The sequence below is a fragment of the Rhodoferax sp. U2-2l genome, assembly GCF_020594515.1.
Classification (GTDB): Bacteria; Pseudomonadota; Gammaproteobacteria; order Burkholderiales; family Burkholderiaceae_C; genus Rhodoferax.
Genome location: NZ_JAJCTH010000013.1, coordinates 1 through 18436, shown reverse-complemented (window position 1 = coordinate 18436; position 18436 = coordinate 1). Strand labels below are relative to the sequence as shown.

The 18436-nt window shown below is 58.5% G+C and carries 15 protein-coding genes and 2 tRNA genes; 7 read left to right on the top strand and 10 right to left on the bottom strand.

The window, feature by feature from the left end; translation table 11 throughout:
- Positions 1–4: 4 nt before the first annotated feature.
- The 4 genes from frr to rpsB form a co-directional block, all read right to left on the bottom strand.
- Positions 5–565, bottom strand: coding sequence for a ribosome recycling factor (gene frr / locus LHU53_RS12560; protein ID WP_227332999.1), 561 nt, complete (start codon positions 563–565; stop codon positions 5–7).
- Positions 566–616: 51 nt separating this feature from the next.
- Positions 617–1339, bottom strand: coding sequence for a UMP kinase (gene pyrH, locus LHU53_RS12555; protein ID WP_227332998.1), 723 nt, complete (start codon positions 1337–1339; stop codon positions 617–619).
- A gap of 62 nt (positions 1340–1401) precedes the next feature.
- On the bottom strand, positions 1402–2325 hold the full coding sequence (tsf, locus tag LHU53_RS12550; protein ID WP_227332997.1) for a translation elongation factor Ts: 924 nt from the start codon (positions 2323–2325) through the stop codon (positions 1402–1404).
- Positions 2326–2411: 86 nt separating this feature from the next.
- The gene (gene rpsB, locus LHU53_RS12545) at positions 2412–3164 is read right to left on the bottom strand and encodes a 30S ribosomal protein S2 (protein WP_227332996.1); all 753 of its coding nucleotides are present in this window, start codon (positions 3162–3164) and stop codon (positions 2412–2414) included.
- Between the two features lie 285 nt (positions 3165–3449).
- Here rpsB and LHU53_RS12540 point away from each other — a divergent pair, with 285 nt between their 5' ends.
- From LHU53_RS12540 to LHU53_RS12530, 3 genes are read left to right on the top strand one after another with little or no spacing between them, the layout of a single operon-like run.
- Positions 3450–4301, top strand: a complete 852-nt coding sequence (locus LHU53_RS12540; RefSeq protein ID WP_227332995.1) for an HDOD domain-containing protein — start codon at positions 3450–3452, stop codon at positions 4299–4301.
- 10 nt (positions 4302–4311) lie between these two features.
- The gene (locus LHU53_RS12535; RefSeq protein ID WP_227332994.1) at positions 4312–5199 is read left to right on the top strand and encodes an MBL fold metallo-hydrolase; all 888 of its coding nucleotides are present in this window, start codon (positions 4312–4314) and stop codon (positions 5197–5199) included.
- 3 nt (positions 5200–5202) lie between these two features.
- Positions 5203–6657: an NAD(P)H-hydrate dehydratase gene (locus tag LHU53_RS12530; RefSeq protein WP_227332993.1), complete on the top strand. Its 1455-nt coding sequence runs from the start codon at positions 5203–5205 to the stop codon at positions 6655–6657.
- 130 nt (positions 6658–6787) lie between these two features.
- On the opposite strand, the gene LHU53_RS12525 is transcribed toward LHU53_RS12530, so the two are convergent.
- Together LHU53_RS12525 and rnr are read right to left on the bottom strand one after the other, a co-directional pair.
- Positions 6788–7543: an SDR family oxidoreductase gene (locus LHU53_RS12525; RefSeq protein WP_227332992.1), complete on the bottom strand. Its 756-nt coding sequence runs from the start codon at positions 7541–7543 to the stop codon at positions 6788–6790.
- A 38-nt stretch (positions 7544–7581) separates the two neighbouring features.
- The gene (rnr, locus tag LHU53_RS12520) at positions 7582–9873 is read right to left on the bottom strand and encodes a ribonuclease R (protein WP_370632290.1); all 2292 of its coding nucleotides are present in this window, start codon (positions 9871–9873) and stop codon (positions 7582–7584) included.
- A gap of 31 nt (positions 9874–9904) precedes the next feature.
- On the opposite strand from rnr, the gene LHU53_RS12515 reads away from it, so the two are divergent.
- Positions 9905–9989, top strand: a tRNA-Leu gene (locus tag LHU53_RS12515).
- 115 nt (positions 9990–10104) lie between these two features.
- Here the strand turns inward: LHU53_RS12515 and rimO are convergent.
- The 3 genes from rimO to LHU53_RS12500 form a co-directional block, all read right to left on the bottom strand.
- Complete coding sequence (gene rimO / locus LHU53_RS12510; protein ID WP_227332991.1) at positions 10105–11499, bottom strand: 30S ribosomal protein S12 methylthiotransferase RimO; 1395 nt, start codon at positions 11497–11499, stop codon at positions 10105–10107.
- A gap of 18 nt (positions 11500–11517) precedes the next feature.
- Positions 11518–12057, bottom strand: coding sequence for a polyhydroxyalkanoate synthesis repressor PhaR (phaR, locus tag LHU53_RS12505; protein WP_227332990.1), 540 nt, complete (start codon positions 12055–12057; stop codon positions 11518–11520).
- A gap of 229 nt (positions 12058–12286) precedes the next feature.
- Positions 12287–12363, bottom strand: a tRNA-Val gene (locus tag LHU53_RS12500).
- Between the two features lie 132 nt (positions 12364–12495).
- Between LHU53_RS12500 and LHU53_RS12495 the strand changes: the two genes are divergently transcribed.
- The 3 genes from LHU53_RS12495 (at position 12496) to rpoD (ending at position 17911) form a co-directional block, all read left to right on the top strand.
- Positions 12496–13254, top strand: coding sequence for a 3-hydroxyacyl-CoA dehydrogenase (locus tag LHU53_RS12495; RefSeq protein WP_227332989.1), 759 nt, complete (start codon positions 12496–12498; stop codon positions 13252–13254).
- Positions 13255–13473: 219 nt separating this feature from the next.
- Positions 13474–15339 (top strand): DNA primase, encoded by a 1866-nt coding sequence (gene dnaG / locus LHU53_RS12490; protein WP_227332988.1) that lies wholly within the window; start codon positions 13474–13476, stop codon positions 15337–15339.
- A 259-nt stretch (positions 15340–15598) separates the two neighbouring features.
- Positions 15599–17911, top strand: a complete 2313-nt coding sequence (gene rpoD / locus LHU53_RS12485; RefSeq protein WP_227332987.1) for an RNA polymerase sigma factor RpoD — start codon at positions 15599–15601, stop codon at positions 17909–17911.
- A gap of 140 nt (positions 17912–18051) precedes the next feature.
- On the opposite strand, the gene LHU53_RS12480 is transcribed toward rpoD, so the two are convergent.
- The coding region (locus LHU53_RS12480; RefSeq protein ID WP_227332986.1) for an aldo/keto reductase at positions 18052–18436 on the bottom strand (385 nt) is incomplete at its 5' end.

The window sequence follows — 18436 nt, the reverse complement described above, 5'->3', positions numbered from 1 at the left end:
CCGGTCAGACCGCCATGATGTCTTGTTCTTTGCTGGCCACCATCTGATCAATGACGACAATGTGCTTGTCAGTCACTTTTTGAATCTCGGCCTCGCAACGCTTTTGCTCGTCTTCGGAGGCCAGTTTGTCTTTCACCAGCTTCTTGACGGCTTCGTTGGCGTCACGGCGCAGGTTGCGCACCGCAATTTTGGCCGTTTCACCCTCAGCACGCACCACTTTGGTGAGCTCCTTGCGACGCTCTTCCGACATGGCAGGCATGGGTACACGAATCAAATCACCCATGGACGACGGGTTCAACCCCAGATCGCTGTCGCGAATGGCTTTTTCGATCTTGGCGCCCAGACCCTTTTCCCAGGGTTGCACGCTCACGGTCCGGGAATCAATCAGCGACACGTTGGCCACCTGGCTGATCGGCACCAGAGCGCCGTAATAGTCCACATGCACCGTGTCCAAAATGGCCGGATTGGCCCGGCCGGTGCGAATTTTGGTCAGATTGTGTTGAAAGGCGGCGATGGACTGGTCCATCTTGGTCTCGGCCGTCCGCTTGACATCTGCAATTGGCATCTTCTACTCCTCACTCCACAGTCATGAATTCAGCGAAAACCTGTCGCTCGCTCAGGCGTACACCAGCGTTCCTTCATCTTCGCCGAGAACCACCCGTTTGAGCGCGCCGTGTTTGAAAATCGAGAACACCTTGATCGGCAGCTTCTGGTCCCGGCACAGCGCAAAAGCCGTGGCATCCATGATGCCCAGATTTTGCGAAATCGCATTATCAAAAGATATCTGGCTGTAGCGCGTTGCAGTCGGGTCTATTTTCGGGTCAGCGGTATAGACCCCATCCACCTTGGTGGCCTTGAGCACGATTTCGGCACCAATTTCAGCCCCGCGCAGCGCCGCCGCGGTGTCGGTGGTGAAAAACGGGTTGCCGGTACCCGCAGCAAAAATCACCACCTTGCCCTCTTCCAGATATTGCAGCGCTTTGGGTCGGACATAGGGCTCAACAACCTGCTCGATGGCAATGGCCGACATGACACGTGCCGTCAAGCCGGCTTTGTTCATGGTGTCGCCCAGAGCCAACGAGTTCATCACCGTGGCCAACATCCCCATGTAGTCGGCGGTGGCGCGGTCCATACCCACCGATCCACCTGCCACACCCCTGAAAATGTTGCCGCCGCCAATCACCACAGCCACCTCGACACCCAATCGGGTGACCTCAACAATTTCATCCACCATCCGGACGATGGTGTTTCGGTTGATGCCAAACTGATCATCCCCCATCAACGCCTCGCCCGACAGCTTGAGCAGGATGCGTTTGTAGGCTGGTTTGGCAGTGGTCATAGGTTTTCCCGAAAAAATTGTCAACGGAGCCTGAAGCCCCCATGTTACTTAAAAGCTATGGATTAACCCGCTTGTTGGGCAGCAGCGACTTGCGCAGCCACTTCAGCAGCAAAGTCGTCCACCTTCTTCTCAATGCCTTCACCCACCACATACAGCGTGAAAGATTTCACGGTGGTGGCAGCCGCTTTGAGCATCTGCTCGACGCTTTGCTTGTCATTTTTGACAAAAGGCTGATTGAACAGAGAGACTTCCTTGAGGTACTTCTGCACACCCCCTTCGATGCGCTTGGCCACAATTTCAGCCGATTGCACGGGCTTGCCAGCCGCGGTTGCCACGGCCGCATCTTCCGCCGCCTTGGCCGCCGCCACCGAGCGCTCGCGCGCCACCAGCTCAGCAGGCACGTCGTCGCTGGACAACGCCACCGGCTTCATGGCAGCCACATGCATGGCCACATCCTTGGCAGCGGTTTCATCACCTTCAAACTCGACCACCACACCAATGCGGGTGCCATGCAGATAGGCTGCGAGCTTGCTGCCATCGGCAAAACGCTTGAAACGGCGGAAGCTCATGTTCTCGCCGATCTTGCCGATCAGGCCTTTGCGAACATCTTCCAGTGTCGGGCCAAAGCCTTCCTGCTCATAGGAACAGGCACCCAAAGCAGCCAGATCAGCCGGGTTGTTTTTGGCAATCAGCGATGCCGCTGCGCTGGCCAGAGCGAGGAAACTGTCATTCTTGGTGACGAAGTCGGTTTCGCAGTTGACTTCAAGCAAGGCACCCACACCATCTTCGACAGCGTAAGTCACCACACCCTCAGCGGTCACACGGCTGGAGGCTTTACCAGCCTTGCTACCGAGGCGAACACGCAGAATTTCTTCCGCCTTGGCCATGTCGCCTTCGGCTTCGGTCAGGGCACGTTTGCACTCCATCATCGGCGCATCGGTCTTGCCACGCAGTTCAGCCACCATGCTTGCGGTAATTGCAGCCATTTGTATCTCCGGATTCAGTTCAGTTGGTAAAAATCGGGTTAAAAAAAGGGGGCACCAAAGCCCCCTTTCTTGGGGTCATGGAAAACTCAGGCGGCTGCCTCGTCCACTTCCACAAATTCATCGGCATTGTCAGAAGCCACTGCCTTGACGACATCATCCATGGCATTGGAGCGGCCTTCAATGATCGCATCCGCAATACCACGGGCGTACAGCATGACCGCCTTGGAGGAGTCGTCATTACCCGGAATCACGTAGTCAATGCCTTCGGGAGAGTGGTTGGAATCAACCACCGCCACCAGCGGAATACCCAGCTTCTTGGCTTCAGCAATGGCAATCTTGTGGTAGCCCACGTCAATCACAAAGATTGCGTCAGGCAAAACAGTCATATCCTGGATGCCGCCAATGTCTTTTTCCAACTTTTCCAACTCACGAGCAAACATCAATTGCTCTTTTTTGCTCATGGCATCCAGACCCGCTTCTTGCTGGGTCTTCATGTCCTTGAGGCGCTTGATGGAGGTTTTGACCGTCTTGAAATTGGTCAACATACCACCCAACCAGCGCTGGTCAACATAAGGCACACCAGCGCGTTGCGCTTCAGCAGCCACGGTTTCACGCGCCTGACGCTTGGTACCCACCATCAGCACAGTACCGCGCTTGGCGGAAATCTGACGCACAAACTTGGCAGCCTCCTGGAACATCGGCAAAGATTTTTCCAGGTTGATGATGTGGATTTTGTTGCGATGGCCAAAAATGAAAGGGGCCATCTTGGGATTCCAGAAGCGGGTTTGGTGACCAAAGTGGACGCCGGCTTCCAGCATGTCGCGCATAGTTACTGCCATATTTAACTCCAAAGGTTAAGTCTAAAATCCAGCTCGTTTTGCCCAACCTTTCGCTTTGCGCGCTTGGCTGTAGCAACACCTTGATGAACTGGTTTGCGATTTACTTGACACAACACCAGAGACTGGCGTCTGTTTTCAAGCCCATCGAGTATAGCATTAGCCCGCTGGAATCCAGGGCCAGGCGTTGCGCAGTTGGGCCTGAGCCCTCTTCAAATGCCCTAGACTATTGCTTTGACAGGCCCGCCAACTGGACAAGGCCCCACACCGATGCTAGAGCGCCAGAACATGCCCATTCTCCCGCCGGATCTTTCCCAAAAACTCGCCAACGCGGTTGACGGGATGCCGGCATTTCCAAAAAGTGTCGAAAAGATCCTGGAACTCACCCGGGACGTGAATTGCACCCCCAAGGACATCGTGCAAGTCATCGACAAAGACCCGGTGATCACCGTCAAGATCTTGCGCGTGGTCAATTCGGCTTATTACAGCTTGCCCAGGCAAATCACATCGGTCAACCATGCGGTGGTGTATCTGGGTTTCAACACCATCAAGAACCTGGCCTTGAGCATTGCTGCCATCGGGATCATGCCCAAGCGCAACGCCGCCGGTTTTGATGTGGACCAATACCTGCTGCACTCGCTGTCCACGGCTGGCATCGCCAGAAAGCTGGCCACACAAACGGGGGACGCTGACCCGATGGACTGTTTCATCGCTGGCCTGCTGCATGATTTTGGCAAAGTGGTTTTTGCCCAGTTCCTGCCACAAGAATTTCGGCAGGCGCTGGTGCTCAGTGCTTCTGATGGCTCCTCACTTCATGAAGCCCTGCGAAAAATTGTCGGCGTGGATCACGCTGTGGTGGGTGCCATGTTGGTGGAAAAGTGGCGTTTTGCACCGGAATTGATCAACACCATTGCCCACCAGTATGACACTGACCAACTCGACACAGGGTTGTTTGCCTGCGTGTTCACGGCCAACCAGATCAGCAAACAGTTGGGTTTCGGCTTTGGTGGCAATCCGCGCATTCACCAACTGCCCGAGCAGGTAAAGCGACGCATGGGTGGCACCCTTGATGACATCATTGCTTCATCGGACCAGTGGAACGATGCGTTCGAAGACGCCAAATTGTTTGCCAAGTTATGACAGGCGCATCATGAAAGTCAAATTCTGGGGTGTTCGCGGGTCCATTGCTTCGCCCGGACCGTTGACCATGCGTTACGGTGGCAACACCACCTGCATCGAGGTGCGCACTGACAACAACGAACTCATCATCCTCGACGCAGGCACAGGCATTTTCCCGCTGTCGCAGTCCTTGCTGGGGGAGTTGCCAGTTACCGCCAATGTGTTGATCACCCACTCGCACTGGGACCACATCCAGGGCCTGCCGTTTTTTATCCCCAACTTCATCCCTGGCAACACCCTGCGTCTGCATGGGGCGTTTGACCCGGTGTCGGGCAAGGGTGTGGAGCAAGTGATGTCGGTACAGCTTCAATACAGCTATTTCCCGGTGCGCGAGGCCGAGATGAAAGCACGCATTGAATATGTCACCCTCACCCCCAATGAAAGCATTCAGATCGGCTCGGCCACCGTCACCCCGTTCATGATGAACCACCCGGTGATCGACTTTGGTTACCGCATCGAAGCCAATGGCAAATCGGTTTTTTTCACCGGTGACCACGAGCCGCCGCCCAACATCTACGAACCCGACGACCCGGAGTACGCCGAATACCAGTCGTTTGTGGACGCCAAAACAGCAGACATCCTGCAGGCCATGGCGGGGGTGGATGTGTTGATTGCCGACAGCTCGTACACCCAGGCCGAATATCCGAGCAAAAAAGGCTGGGGCCACGGCACCTTCCACACCAGCATTGCCTACGCCAAACAGGCCCGCGCCAAGATGCTGTTTTGTACCCACCATGAGCCCACCCGCAGCGACGATGCGCTGGACAAGGTGTTTGAACACGTGCTGCATGAGCACCCACGCCAGCCCGGTGACCCGCACTATCGCCTGGCCAGGGAAGGCGAATGCTACGAGTTCTGAACCGTGCAAAAGATCACCCCAGGCACCCGCCACCCGTTGTTCGGGGTTGATCAGACCCGGCTCATCGAAGTCTCAGCCGCTAAAAATCTGCCGCCCCACACGCTGATGCAGCGTGCCGGCCTGGCGGTGGCGCGCCTGGTGCTGGCCATCGCACCCCATGCCCGGCGCATCTGGATCGCCTGCGGCCCAGGGAACAACGGCGGCGACGGCCTGGAGGCAGCCATTCACCTTCAACGATGGGGCAAACAACCCGTGGTGACCTGGCTGGGTGACGTGCAGAGGGCGCCACCTGACAGCGTTGCCGCATACCAACGACTGGCAGACGCCGGGATCAGCATCGCAACCACACCCAACGGTGACTTTGACCTGTGTGTTGACGCGCTACTGGGCATCGGCGGACAAGGCCGTGAGCCCGCAGGTCAGATGGCCGACTGGATCAGGCAAATCAATACCAGCGGTACGCCCGTGTTGTCGGTGGACATCCCCACCGGGCTGCAGGCTGACTCCGGCCAAACCACCACCTTACACGTGCAAGCCAGCCACACCCTGAGCCTGCTGACGCTCAAACCGGGGCTTTTCACCGCCCATGGGCGGGACGCCACTGGCACGCTCTGGCTGGACACGCTGTGGCTTGCGCCCGACACTTTGGACGACTGTTTACCCACGGCCTGGCTGAACGGCAGGCCGCTGCCACCCCCCCGCTCTCACGCCTCACACAAAGGCAGTTTTGGCGATGTGGCGGTGGTGGGTGGCGCCCCTGGCATGACGGGTGCGGCGCTGCTGGCAGCATCGGCGGCGTTGCATGCCGGCGCTGGGCGCGTATTTGTCGGTTTGCTGGACCAGCAGGCCATGACAGTTGACATTCAGCAGCCCGAACTGATGTTTCGCCCAATCCAGTCACTGGCTTTTTCGACCATGACGGTGGTTTGCGGTTGCGGTGGTGGTCAGACCGTGGCGTCCATCTTAGGGGAGGTTTTGAACTCGGCAGCCCAAGTTGTTCTGGATGCAGACGCTCTCAATGCAATAGCAGGCGACAACACGTTACAAACAGCGCTGGTGGCACGCGCCGCTCGCCAGGCCGTGACCGTGCTGACGCCGCACCCGCTGGAAGCCGCGCGCCTGCTGGGACAAACGGCACAACAGGTGCAAGAAAATCGTCTTGGTGCTGCCGCAACTTTGGCCCAACGGTTTGCCTGCACCGTGGTGCTCAAAGGGTCTGGCACCCTCATCACCAGCCCCGGGCAAACACCGGTGATCAACCCCACCGGCAATGCCCGGCTGGCCACCGCGGGTACTGGAGACGTTCTGGCTGGCCTGGTGGGTGCGCAATTGGCTGCGGGCCATACCGGTTTTGACGCCGCCTGCCGGGCTGTCTATTGGCATGGTGAGCTGGCGGACAACCTTGCGCCACAAACCACGCTGACGGCAGCGGTACTGGCCAGGTCACTCAGAGGCTGATGGCACCTCCAGCGTGATCCGTGCTGACCCGTCGCCACCACTCTCAAAGCCACTGAAACATAGGCACAGACCACGTGTCTACGGCATGATGCATCTGTCAGCCCGTCACGGATAAGGGTTTTTCCAATACCTACCCGCGCCCGGCAAAGGGCATGTTGGTCGCCATCACGGTGTGAAACATCACGTTGGCAGTCAGTGGCAGATTGGCCATGTACAACACGGACTGCCCAACCACGGCCACATCCATCACCGGCTCGACCGCCGTCTGGCCATTGGCCTGCAAGATGCCAGCTTGCATCTTCTGCGTCATGTCAGTGGCAGCGTTACCGATGTCGATTTGCCCCACCGCAATACCGTATTTGCGACCATCCAGCGAGGCAGTCTTGGTCATGCCGGTCACCGCATGTTTGGTGGCGGTGTAGGCCAGCGAGTTGGGCCGTGGTGTGGTGGCTGAAATGGAGCCATTGTTGATGATGCGACCGCCTTGCGGTGTTTGCGCCTTCATCACCCGAAAGGCCTGGCGCAGACACAAAAACATGCCGGTCAGGTTGACGTCCACCACGTTTTGCCACTGGGCCAGCGTCAAGTCTTCCAGCAACACACCCGGTGCGCTGATGCCCGCGTTATTGAACAACACATCGACCCGGCCAAAGGCTTGCAGCGCCGCATCAAACAGCGCCACCACCGAGGCCTCATCCGACACATCGGCGGGCACCACCAACGCACGCTCAGGCGCGCCGCTGACCTGGGCCACGTCCGCCAACGGCTCCTGGCGCCGACCCGCCAGCACCACCCGGTAACCGCCTTGCAACAACGCCAGCGCCGCGGCCTTGCCAATGCCGGAACCAGCACCCGTCACGATGGCTACTTTGATCTCTTGATTCATCATTATTTCAATAGCAAACTATGATTGATGGTTAACGTCTAGCGCCTATTTTTACGACTCTTTTCCTTGGCCTTGGCTGGCGTCGCCGGGCGCCTGTCCGACTTGGCAGCCGGTCGCGCAGCTTGGGTGGCTCGCGCCAAGGGTTCCGATCTCTTGCGGCTGCGCCGACCTGCTGGAGCGCCATCCGGTTCTGCGTCAAATGGGGCGCGGTCTGCGCCGTCGCGCAGCGGCTCCTTGTCCTTGGCCGCGCGGGACAGCAATTCCTGCCCCTCCTGCACCAGCCGGAAATCAATGCGCCGCCCGTCCAGATCCACCCGGCTGACCTGCACCCGCACGCGGGTGCCCAGCGCAAAACGCATGCCGGTGCGCTCACCACGCAACTCCTGACGCGCTTCGTCAAAGCGGTAGTACTCGCCACCAAGTTCGGTGATGTGCACCAGGCCTTCGACGTACATCGCGTCCAGCGTGACAAACAGGCCAAAGGTGGTGACCGAACTGACCACGCCACCAAACTCCTCGCCCAGATGCTCACGCATGTACTTGCATTTGAGCCAGGCTTCCACATCGCGGCTGGCTTCGTCGGCACGGCGCTCGTTGGCGCTGCAATGCAAACCGGCGGACTGCCAGGCAACCATGTCGGCGCTCAGCTTGCGCGGCTTTTGACCAGGCTCTGCCACCTTGGAGGCCAGATTTTTCTCCAGCCGCTTGGACAGCTTGGCGTGGGCTTCACCCGGCGTGGGCAGCACTGGCAGGGCGTATTTGGTCTTGGCCAGAATCGCCTTGATGACGCGGTGCACCAGCAGATCGGGATAACGCCGGATCGGGCTGGTGAAATGGGTGTAGGCCTCAAACGCCAGGCCAAAGTGGCCACTGTTCTCGGGTGTGTATATCGCCTGCTGCATGGAACGCAGCAGCATCGAATGGATCTGCGCGGCATCCGGGCGGTCTTTGGTGGCGTTGGCAATCGCCTGGAACTCGCCCGGCGACGGGTCGTCGCTGATGGTCAAACCAACGCCGGTGATCTTCAGGTAATTGCGCAACACCTCTTTTTTCTCGGGCGTGGGGCCTTCGTGCACGCGGTACAGACCGGCGTGTTTGCTCTGGGCGATGAAATCCGCACTGCAGACGTTGGCCGCCAGCATGGCTTCTTCAATCAGCTTGTGCGCGTCGTTGCGGGTGCGGGGCACAATTTTTTCGATGTGCCCGGCCTCGTCACAGACGATCTGGGTCTCAACCGTTTCAAAATCCACCGCACCACGGCGCGCGCGCGACTTGAGCAGCGCGTGGTACACGTCGTGCAGGTTGATCAGGTCACCAATGCGGTCCTTGCGTTTGAGCGCTTCCGGCCCGCGGGTGTTGGACAAAATTGCCGCCACCTCGGTGTAGGTAAAGCGCGCATGGCTGAACATCACCGCCGGGTAAAACTGGTAGGCCGAGACCTCGCCATCTTCCGTCACCAGCATGTCGCAGACCATGCACAGGCGCTCCACGTCGGGGTTGAGCGAACACAGGCCATTGGACAATTTTTCGGGCAGCATCGGGATGACGCGGCGCGGGAAATACACGCTGGTGGCACGGTCGTAGGCATCAATGTCGATGGCCGAGCCGTTTTCGACGTAGTGGCTCACATCGGCAATCGCCACCAGCAGGCGCCAGCCCGACGTGGCCGCCCTGCCTTTGCCAATTTTGGCGGGTTCGCAATAGACGGCATCATCAAAGTCACGCGCGTCTTCACCATCGATCGTCACCAACGGCACATCGGTCAGGTCCACGCGCTGGCGTTTGTCCTGCGGGCGCACTTTGTCGGGTAGCGCGCGTGCCTGGGCGATGCAGGCTTCTGTGAACTCATGCGGCACGCTGTATTTGCGCACGGCAATCTCGATCTCCATGCCGGGGTCGTCAATCTCGCCGAGCACCTCTTTGACGCGACCAATCGGCTGACCAAACAGCGACGGGGGCTCAGTGAGTTCCACCACCACCACTTGCCCAGCACGGGCAGCACCGGTGGCGGCTTTTGGAATCATGATGTCCTGACCATAGCGCTTGTCCTCGGGTGCCACGATCCAGATGCCGCTTTCGTGCAGCAGGCGGCCAATGATGACCTGGCTGCTGCGCTCCACAATTTCAACCACCCGACCTTCCGGGCGGCCCTTGCGGTCACTGCGAACGATGCGCACCTTGACGCGATCTTTGTGCAGCACCGCACGCATTTCGTTGGGGGCGAGGTAAATGTCGGATTCACCGTCATCGCGGGTCACAAAACCGTGCCCATCGCGATGACCTTGAACAATTCCTTCAACTTCTTCCAGCAAGGCGCTGGTTTGCTTCAAATTTTTGATATACTTCTCTCTTTCCTGAAATGCCCAGGTGGCGGAATTGGTAGACGCACTAGTTTCAGGTACTAGCGAGTAACTTCGTGGGGGTTCGAGTCCCTTCCTGGGCACCAAATATAAATGAAATCTGGTTGGTTTCGATGACACTAACCAGATGCTTTGAACTGAAAGCCGCTGTTAAACCAGCGGCTTTTTTGTTGTCGTTGTAGAAAATGCCAGAAATAGGCATCAAATGGGCTGCGCCAGCAGATCGTGGCCTTGCGCACCCACAATGCGGGCCCGGGTGAACTCACCCACTTTGAGCGTCTTGCTGATTTTTTCGGGTGGCAGCAGTTTCACGGTGCCGTCAATTTCGGGCGCGTCGGCGTACGAGCGGCCCAAGCCACCTTTTTTGCCCAGCCCCGGCGCATGGTCCACCAAAATCTGCATCGTGGCACCCACGCGCTGTTGCAGTTTGGCAGCGGACACGGCTTCAGCCACCGCCATAAAAGCTGCACGACGTTCTTCGCGCACGGCCTCGGGCAACATGCCCGGCAATTCATTGGCCGCCGCGCCCTTGACTGGGCTGTAGGCAAAACAACCGGCCCGATCAATCTGGGCTTCACGCATGAAATCCAGCAGGTGCGCAAATTCGTCCTCGGTTTCCCCGGGGAAACCGGCAATGAAGGTGCTGCGGATGACGATCTCGGGGCAAGCCTCGCGCCAGCGCTGGATGCGTTCCAGATTTTTCTCGCCGCTGGCGGGGCGTTTCATGCGTTTGAGCACGTCCGGGTGGCTGTGCTGAAACGGCACGTCCAGATACGGCAACACCAGGCCAGAAGCCATCAGCGGCAGGATGTCGTCCACACTTGGATAGGGGTACACATAGTGCAAGCGCACCCAGGCGCCATAACTTTGCGCCATCTCACCCAACGCCTGCACCAGTTCCAGCAAGCGGGTTTTGATCGGCTTGCCGCTCCAGAAACCAGTGCGGTATTTCACATCCACGCCATAGGCCGAAGTGTCCTGGCTGATCACCAGCAACTCTTTCACACCGCCTTCAAACAACGCCTGCGCCTCTTTGAGCACATCACCAACCGGCCGTGACACCAGATCACCGCGCATGGAAGGAATGATGCAGAACGTGCAGCGGTGGTTGCAACCTTCGCTGATCTTGATGTAGGCGTAGTGCCGGGGTGTCAGCTTGACACCCGCGCTGCCAAAAGCGTTGGGCACCAGGTCCAGAAACGGATCGTGCGGTTTAGGCAAGTGGGCGTGCACCGCGTCCATCACCTCTTGCGTGGCTTGCGGGCCGGTGACGGCCAGCACGCTGGGGTGCATCTGGCGCACCAGATTGCCACCGGCATCGTCGGCCTTGGCGCCCAGGCACCCCGTGACGATCACCTTGCCGTTGTCAGCTAAAGCTTCACCAATGGTGTCCAGGCTTTCCTTGACAGCGTCATCGATGAAGCCACAGGTGTTGACGATCACCAGGTCGGCACCCTGAAAGGTTTTGACGGTTTGATAACCCTCGGCGCTGAGTTGCGTCAGGATCAACTCGGAATCCGTCAATGCCTTGGCGCAGCCCAGACTGACAAAACCAACCTTGGGCGCTGGCGCCCCTTGCGAAGTCACATTATTCATGCACTGTTTGGTGAATTTTCAGGAGGAGCTCTTGATGCCAAATGCACCCAATAACTGCCCTGTCTGTTTTTGCATTTGTTCCTGCATCTGCGCCAGCATCGTTTTGGACTGCTCCAGGCTTCCACCCATCATGGCTTGCAGCACAGGGGGTTGCATGGCCAAATACTGCGTCCACATTTCAGGGGTGAACCCCTTGGACTGTTCGGCAAATCGGGTTTGAACATCAATCAGCGACTGAATGTTTTTTTCGAGATAGCCCCCCAGCATGCTCTGCATGGAGTGGCCATAAAAGCGAATCAAACTCTCCAAAACGGGCGCGGTGAACATCGGTGAACCACTGGCTTCTTCTTCCAGAATGATCTGCAACAGAATGCTGCGCGTGATGTTTTCACCGGTTTTGACATCCAGCACCTCAAACGGCTCACGCTTCATGACCAGCGCTTTTACCTCCGACAGCGTGATGTAGCTGGAGGTGTTGGTGTCGTAAAGCCGTCGGTTGGGATATTTCTTGATGATGCGCTGCGGGCCCCGCGCCGGTGCTGGAGTGGCGTTAGTCATATGTCATCCTGAGGCTCATCTTGAGCACGATTTAATCACTGCGGGCTGCTGTGGATTGTGGGGCCTGACCACCGGCTGAGTTGTCGGGGTCTACCCCTGCGTTAGCCGACATTTGTTTCCGATTTGTCAGGCGCCGCACCATTATGCAAAGCAACAAACACCTCAGACGAAGACGACTATTTTGATTACCAGGTTTTGAGTTCTGAATCTGGTCATATTCAGAAAACCTTGGTAGGCGCGATTGGACTCGAACCAACGACCCCCACCATGTCAAGGTGGTGCTCTAACCAGCTGAGCTACGCGCCTGAGGAATTCAGGAAAAACGCAAGTATAGCGTCAATATTTGGCCCAACAGCATCCGGACCGAATAATTTTCATGATTGAGGTGTTCGATAATTGACGCTTACGTCAACGTCAATCACTCTTTTGGAGAAACTCATGGAGATTCAAGGCAAGGTATTCATCGTGACCGGCGCCGCGTCGGGCTTGGGCGAAGGCACGGCCCGCATGCTCGCCGCCAAAGGGGGGCGCGTGGTGGTGGCCGACATGCAGGTTGACAAAGGCGAAGCCGTCGCCCGGGACATCGGCGGCGCTTTTGTGAAATGCGATGTCAGCAACGAAGCCGATGCGCAGGCGGTGGTCGCGACAGCGGTCGCCATGGGCAAACTGATGGGCCTGGTGAATTGTGCTGGCATTGCCCCGGCCGAGAAAACCGTCGGCAAAAATGGTCCGCACGTGTTGGCCAGCTTTCAGAAATGCATCACCGTGAACCTGATCGGCAGTTTCAACATGATCCGCCTGTGTGCCGATGCCATGGCCAAGAACGAGCCCGAAGCGACCGGCGAGCGCGGTGTACTGATCTCCACCGCCTCGGTGGCCGCGTATGACGGCCAGATGGGACAAGCCGCCTACAGTGCCTCCAAAGGCGGCATTGTGGGCATGACGCTGCCGATTGCCCGCGACCTGGCGCGCAATGGCATCCGCAACATGACCATTGCGCCCGGCATTTTTGGCACACCGATGTTGTTTGGCATGCCGCAAGAGGTGCAAGACGCGCTGGCGGCCAATGTGCCCTTCCCCTCGCGCCTGGGCACCCCGCAGGATTACGCCAAGCTGGCCATTCACATCTTTGAGAACGACATGCTCAACGGCGAGGTGATTCGTCTGGATGGCGCCATTCGTCTGGCACCGCGTTAACTGCCATGGCTGAATAGTCACCCCTGCACATGGAAAATGGCCGTCATTGCGGGCTTGACCCGCAATCCATGGCACGGGGTTCATGGGTCCCGGACCAGGGCGGGGATGACAGCCAAGGATTTTCACGTTAAGCGCCCTGTCGGGGGTCGTGCAAACGGCGACGGCGTCTTTGCCGCCGGAAGGTCTGGAGCATGAGGCTGCGCTTCCTACAATCCCGCCATGTCCATCCCGCAAACCTTTGTCCAGGAACTGCTGGCCCGCGCCGACGTGGTGGAAATCGTCGGCCGTTATGTGCCTCTCAAAAAGGGTGGCGCCAATTTCATGGGGCTGTGCCCGTTTCACAGCGAAAAATCACCGTCTTTCTCAGTCAGCCCAACCAAGCAGTTCTACCACTGCTTTGGCTGCGGCAAAACCGGCAACGCCATCGGTTTTCTGATGGAGCACGCGGGCATGAGTTTTGTGGAAGCCGTGCAGGACCTGGCCCAGCAATTTGGCATGCAGGTGCCCGAAGACGACGCCAGCCCCCAAGACCGCGCCCGCGCCGCCGAACAACGGCAAAAACAGCACACCTTGAACGATGTGCTCGAAAAAGCCTGCAAGGCTTATCAAAAACACCTGAAAGCATCACCCCGTGCAGTGAGTTATTTCAAGGGCCGCGGCCTGTCGGGCACCGTGGCCAAACAGTTTGGCCTGGGGTATGCCCCTGAGGGCTGGCGCAGCTTGGCCAGCGTGTTCCCGAGCTACGACGACCCGCTGTTGGTGGAAAGTGGCCTGGTCATCCTCAACGAGGAAGACGGCGCTGAAGCCAAACGCTACGACCGCTTTCGCGACCGGGTCATGTTCCCGATCCGCAACATCAAAGGGGAATGCATCGGATTTGGCGGGCGGGTGCTGGGTGACGACAAACCTAAGTACCTGAACTCCCCGGAAACCCCGGTGTTCAGCAAAGGCCGCGAACTCTATGGCCTGTTTGAAGCCCGCGCCGCCTTACGGGAACACGGCTACGCCTTGGTCACAGAGGGTTACATGGACGTGGTGGCGCTGGCGCAGCTCGGTTTTCCCAACGCGGTGGCGACACTGGGCACCGCCTGCACGCCCGAGCATGTGCACAAACTGTTTCGTTTCACCGAGTCGGTGGTATTCAGTTTTGACGGCGACAGCGCGGGCCGCCGCGCCGCACGCAAGGCGCTGGACGCGGCCCTGCCACTGGCGACCGATGTGCGCAGTGTCAAGTTCCTGTTTTTGCCCCCCGAGCACGACCCCGACAGTTTTATCCGCGCCCACGGCAAGGAGGCCTTTGCGCGTTATGTCAGCGAAGCGGTGCCGCTGAGCCGTTTTTTGCTCGACGCCGCGCGTGATGGCTGCGACCTGCACACCGCCGAGGGCCGCTCGCATCTGTCGAGCAACGCCAAACCACTGTGGGAGTTGTTGCCCGCTGGTGCCCTGAAACAACAACTGCTGTCAGAGATCGCCGATCTGGTGCAACTCTCCAGCCGGGAGCTGACCGAGGTCTGGTACCCGACGCAGGCCAAGCCCAAACGGGTGCGCAAGGAGAACTATCAAAGTGATAGTGACTACCGCAACAAAAACGATGGCTACAGCCCAAAATCTTATAAATCCAAAAACAGCCCTCGCCCCACCCCCAGCAACAGCCGCCTGCCGGCCAGCCGGGCCGACCATGCCGCACGTATCCTGCTCGACAACATGGCTGCACTGGAGGCCCTGTCGGTCGAAGACCATGGTTTGCTGTGTGGCCTGGAAGCGCCTTACGGGCCGCTGTTCGCCTGGTTGGAAGCGCAGTTCCATGAACACGGCCCCCAACCCTGGGTGGCGCTGCGCGAGGGCCTACAAGGTCACGAGAGTGAAGCCTTTGCCACCAAACTGATGAGCAGCCACGAGCTGGGCGTGGATGAGGATGCGGCCGAAGCCGCCAGCGAGCTGCGCCGCCTGCTCAACCTGATGCTGATCGACCAGCTCATGGCGGCAGAAACCCAGGCGCTGGAAGAGGCCAAATCCGACCCCTCAGCGCTGCAGCGCTACCGTGAACTGCAGGACCGTCGCAAGGCCTTGAAACCCGCAACCTAGGCACCATCTGGGACGCTCAAGCTCGCAAAAAAGGTATAATCCGCTATTTTTCGCCCAGGCAAGCGCGACAGCAGCACCTCCGGACCCGGCCAACACGATGCATTTGAGCGCATCCGGCCACCTTGCCGCAAGGACTGCACACCAAATGTTCGCCCACCCGTCTTGCCGGACCCTGCCCGTTTTTGCGATGTTTTTCCAAAACGCTGGTCTGCCCGCAGCGCTCCACATGCTTCGTTTGTCGTCGTTTTGAGGTTCATACATGCCTGCTTCCAAGTCAAAGACTTCCGCCGCCCCCGCAGCCAAGACCAGCGCTGTCAAAAAAACAGCCAGCAAACCTACTGAACCGAAAGTGCCCCTCGTGCCCGCATCCAAATCCAAAGTCAAAGCCGCTGTTGAAGAAGTCCAGGTCGAAGCCGTTGCTGAGCCTGTTGTGAAGAAAAGGGCCGCAAAAACGGTCAAGAAGTCCGCAGACGCTGGTACCGGCGCCAAACGCGGGCGCAAGCCCAAGGCCGGCAAAGAAGCGGGCGATGTCGATGACCTGGACATGTCCGACATCGAGGACGATCTGGCGGGTGAACCCGTGGCCGAAGCCACCGAGGCAACCGAGACCACCGAAAAGGTCAAACCACTGCGCATGAAAATCAGCAAGGCCAAAGAACGTGCCTTGATGAAAGAGTTTGGCCTGGACGAGACCGTGCTGTCCGAGGAAGACCTGGCCAAACGCCGGCTGCGCCTCAAAGCCCTGATCAAACTCGGCAAAACCCGTGGTTATTTGACCCACGGCGAAATCTCCGACCACTTGCCCGACAAGCTGGTTGATGCCGAAACGCTCGAAGTAGTGATTTCGATGCTCAACGACATGGGTGTCGCTGTTTACGAACACACCCCTGATGCCGAAACCCTGCTCTTGAACCAGAACGGCCCCACCGCCGCCACCGAAGAAGAAGCAGAGGAAGAAGCCGAAGCCGCCTTGAGCACGGTGGACAGCGAATTTGGCCGAACCACCGACCCGGTGCGCATGTACATGCGCGAAATGGGCACGGTCGAATTGCTGACCCGCGAAGGCGAAATCGAAATCGCCAAACGCATCGAAGGTGGTCTGATGGCGATGATGGAGGCGATTTCCGCCTCCCCCGCCACCATCGACGTGATCTTGCAACTGGGTGAAGACATCCGCAGTGACAAGGTGGTCATCACCACCATCGTCGACGGTTTCACCAACCCGAACGAGGCCGACGACTATGTGGCCGAAGAAGATTTTGACGAATTCGACGCCGACGACGACGACGACGGCAAAGGTGGCTCCAAGGCGTTGACCAAAAAGCTCGAAGAGCTGAAAAAAGAAGCTATGAGCCGCTTCGACCGGATGCGCGCCCACTTCGAGCAGATCCACGTGATCTACGACAAAGAAGGATACGGCAGCGCCAATTACCAAAAAACCCAGCGCGCCTTGTCTGACGAGCTGATGTCGATCCGCTTCACCGCCAAGACCATTGAAAAACTCTGCGACATGGTGCGCGGCCAAGTCGATGACGTGCGCAAGAAAGAGCGCGAACTGCGCCGCATCATCGTCGACAAATGTGGTTACCCGCAGGCCCAGTTCATTGCCGAATTCAGCGGCCGTGACAAGCACCACAACAAGGTGCCCAGCCACCTGCTCGACCTGAAATGGATCGAAAAGCAGGCCGCCGCTGGCAAACCCTGGAGCGCCACCATGGGCCGCAACATCCCGCCGGTGCAGGAGTTGCAACAACGCCTGATCGATCTGCAGGCCAAGGTCGTGGTGCCGCTGGACCAGCTCAAGGACATCAACAAACGCATGAACGAGGGTGAATACGCCTCTCGTGCGGCCAAAAAAGAGATGATCGAGGCCAACTTGCGCCTGGTGATTTCGATTGCCAAGAAATACACCAACCGTGGCCTGCAGTTCCTCGACCTGATCCAAGAAGGCAACATCGGCTTGATGAAGGCGGTGGATAAGTTCGAATACCGCCGCGGCTACAAGTTCTCGACCTACGCCACTTGGTGGATTCGCCAGGCCATCACCCGCAGCATTGCAGACCAGGCGCGCACCATCCGGATTCCGGTGCACATGATCGAAACCATCAACAAGATGAACCGCATCAGCCGCCAGCATCTGCAGGAGTTTGGTTACGAGCCCGACGCGTCGGTGCTGGCCGAGCGCATGGAAATCCCCGAGGACAAGATCCGCAAGATCATGAAAATCGCCAAAGAGCCGATTTCCATGGAAACACCGATTGGTGACGATGACGACAGCCACCTGGGTGACTTCATCGAAGACGGTGCCAACACCGCCCCGATGGAAGCCGCCATGCAGGCCGGCCTGCGCGATGTGGTGAAAGACATCCTCGACAGCCTGACACCGCGCGAAGCCAAGGTGCTGCGTATGCGTTTTGGTATCGAAATGACCAACGACCACACCCTTGAAGAAGTCGGCAAGCAGTTTGACGTGACCCGTGAACGCATCCGCCAGATTGAAGCCAAGGCGCTGCGCAAACTCAAACACCCCAGCCGCTCGGACAAGCTGCGCAGCTTCACCGACAACCTGTAAACACTCACCAGCGATTACATAGGAAAAGCGCCTCAAGCCCAAATAAAACGGGCTTGAGGCGCTATTTTTTTGATCTCTACCGGCGGTCCTGCTGACATATTTCCAGCGCAGATGCTGACGTCAAACTGATCTGAGCCGGGCTACAACTCCTCGGTGTCCACGTCCGCCTGCGCTTGCGCGTTGTAGCGGCCACCGTGGACGGTGCGTGGATTGATCAAGTCGTCGAGCTGTTGCAGGGTGGACGCATTCAGGGTAACAGCATCCGCACCCAGGTTGTCATGCAGGTGTTCAACCGATGTCGTGCCGGGGATCGGGATGATGTGGCCACCCCGCTGCAGCAGCCAGGCCAACGCCAGCTGCGCCGGGCTGCAACCCGCCTCGGCCGCGATGGCCTGGTAAGCGAAGTAATCGGCCCGCCTGCGCCGCAAATCGTTCCGAAGAAACACGTGGCGCGGGCGTTGCAAATGTGGCAAGGTGGAGCGTGGCACAGGCAAAGACCGGTGTAGCAATGGTGCATATTGCCCG

Bases quoted from the DNA above. Each gene is read 5' to 3' on its own strand.
- frr (WP_227332999.1), bottom strand. From the start codon at position 565: ATGCCAATTGCAGATGTCAAGCGGACGGCCGAGACCAAGATGGACCAG.
- pyrH (WP_227332998.1), bottom strand. From the start codon at position 1,339: ATGACCACTGCCAAACCAGCCTACAAACGCATCCTGCTCAAGCTGTCG.
- tsf (WP_227332997.1), bottom strand. From the start codon at position 2,325: ATGGCTGCAATTACCGCAAGCATGGTGGCTGAACTGCGTGGCAAGACC.
- rpsB (WP_227332996.1), bottom strand. From the start codon at position 3,164: ATGGCAGTAACTATGCGCGACATGCTGGAAGCCGGCGTCCACTTTGGT.
- LHU53_RS12540 (WP_227332995.1), top strand. From the start codon at position 3,450: ATGCCCATTCTCCCGCCGGATCTTTCCCAAAAACTCGCCAACGCGGTT.
- LHU53_RS12535 (WP_227332994.1), top strand. From the start codon at position 4,312: ATGAAAGTCAAATTCTGGGGTGTTCGCGGGTCCATTGCTTCGCCCGGA.
- LHU53_RS12525 (WP_227332992.1), bottom strand. From the start codon at position 7,543: ATGAATCAAGAGATCAAAGTAGCCATCGTGACGGGTGCTGGTTCCGGC.
- rimO (WP_227332991.1), bottom strand. From the start codon at position 11,499: ATGAATAATGTGACTTCGCAAGGGGCGCCAGCGCCCAAGGTTGGTTTT.
- phaR (WP_227332990.1), bottom strand. From the start codon at position 12,057: ATGACTAACGCCACTCCAGCACCGGCGCGGGGCCCGCAGCGCATCATC.
- LHU53_RS12495 (WP_227332989.1), top strand. From the start codon at position 12,496: ATGGAGATTCAAGGCAAGGTATTCATCGTGACCGGCGCCGCGTCGGGC.
- dnaG (WP_227332988.1), top strand. From the start codon at position 13,474: ATGTCCATCCCGCAAACCTTTGTCCAGGAACTGCTGGCCCGCGCCGAC.
- rpoD (WP_227332987.1), top strand. From the start codon at position 15,599: ATGCCTGCTTCCAAGTCAAAGACTTCCGCCGCCCCCGCAGCCAAGACC.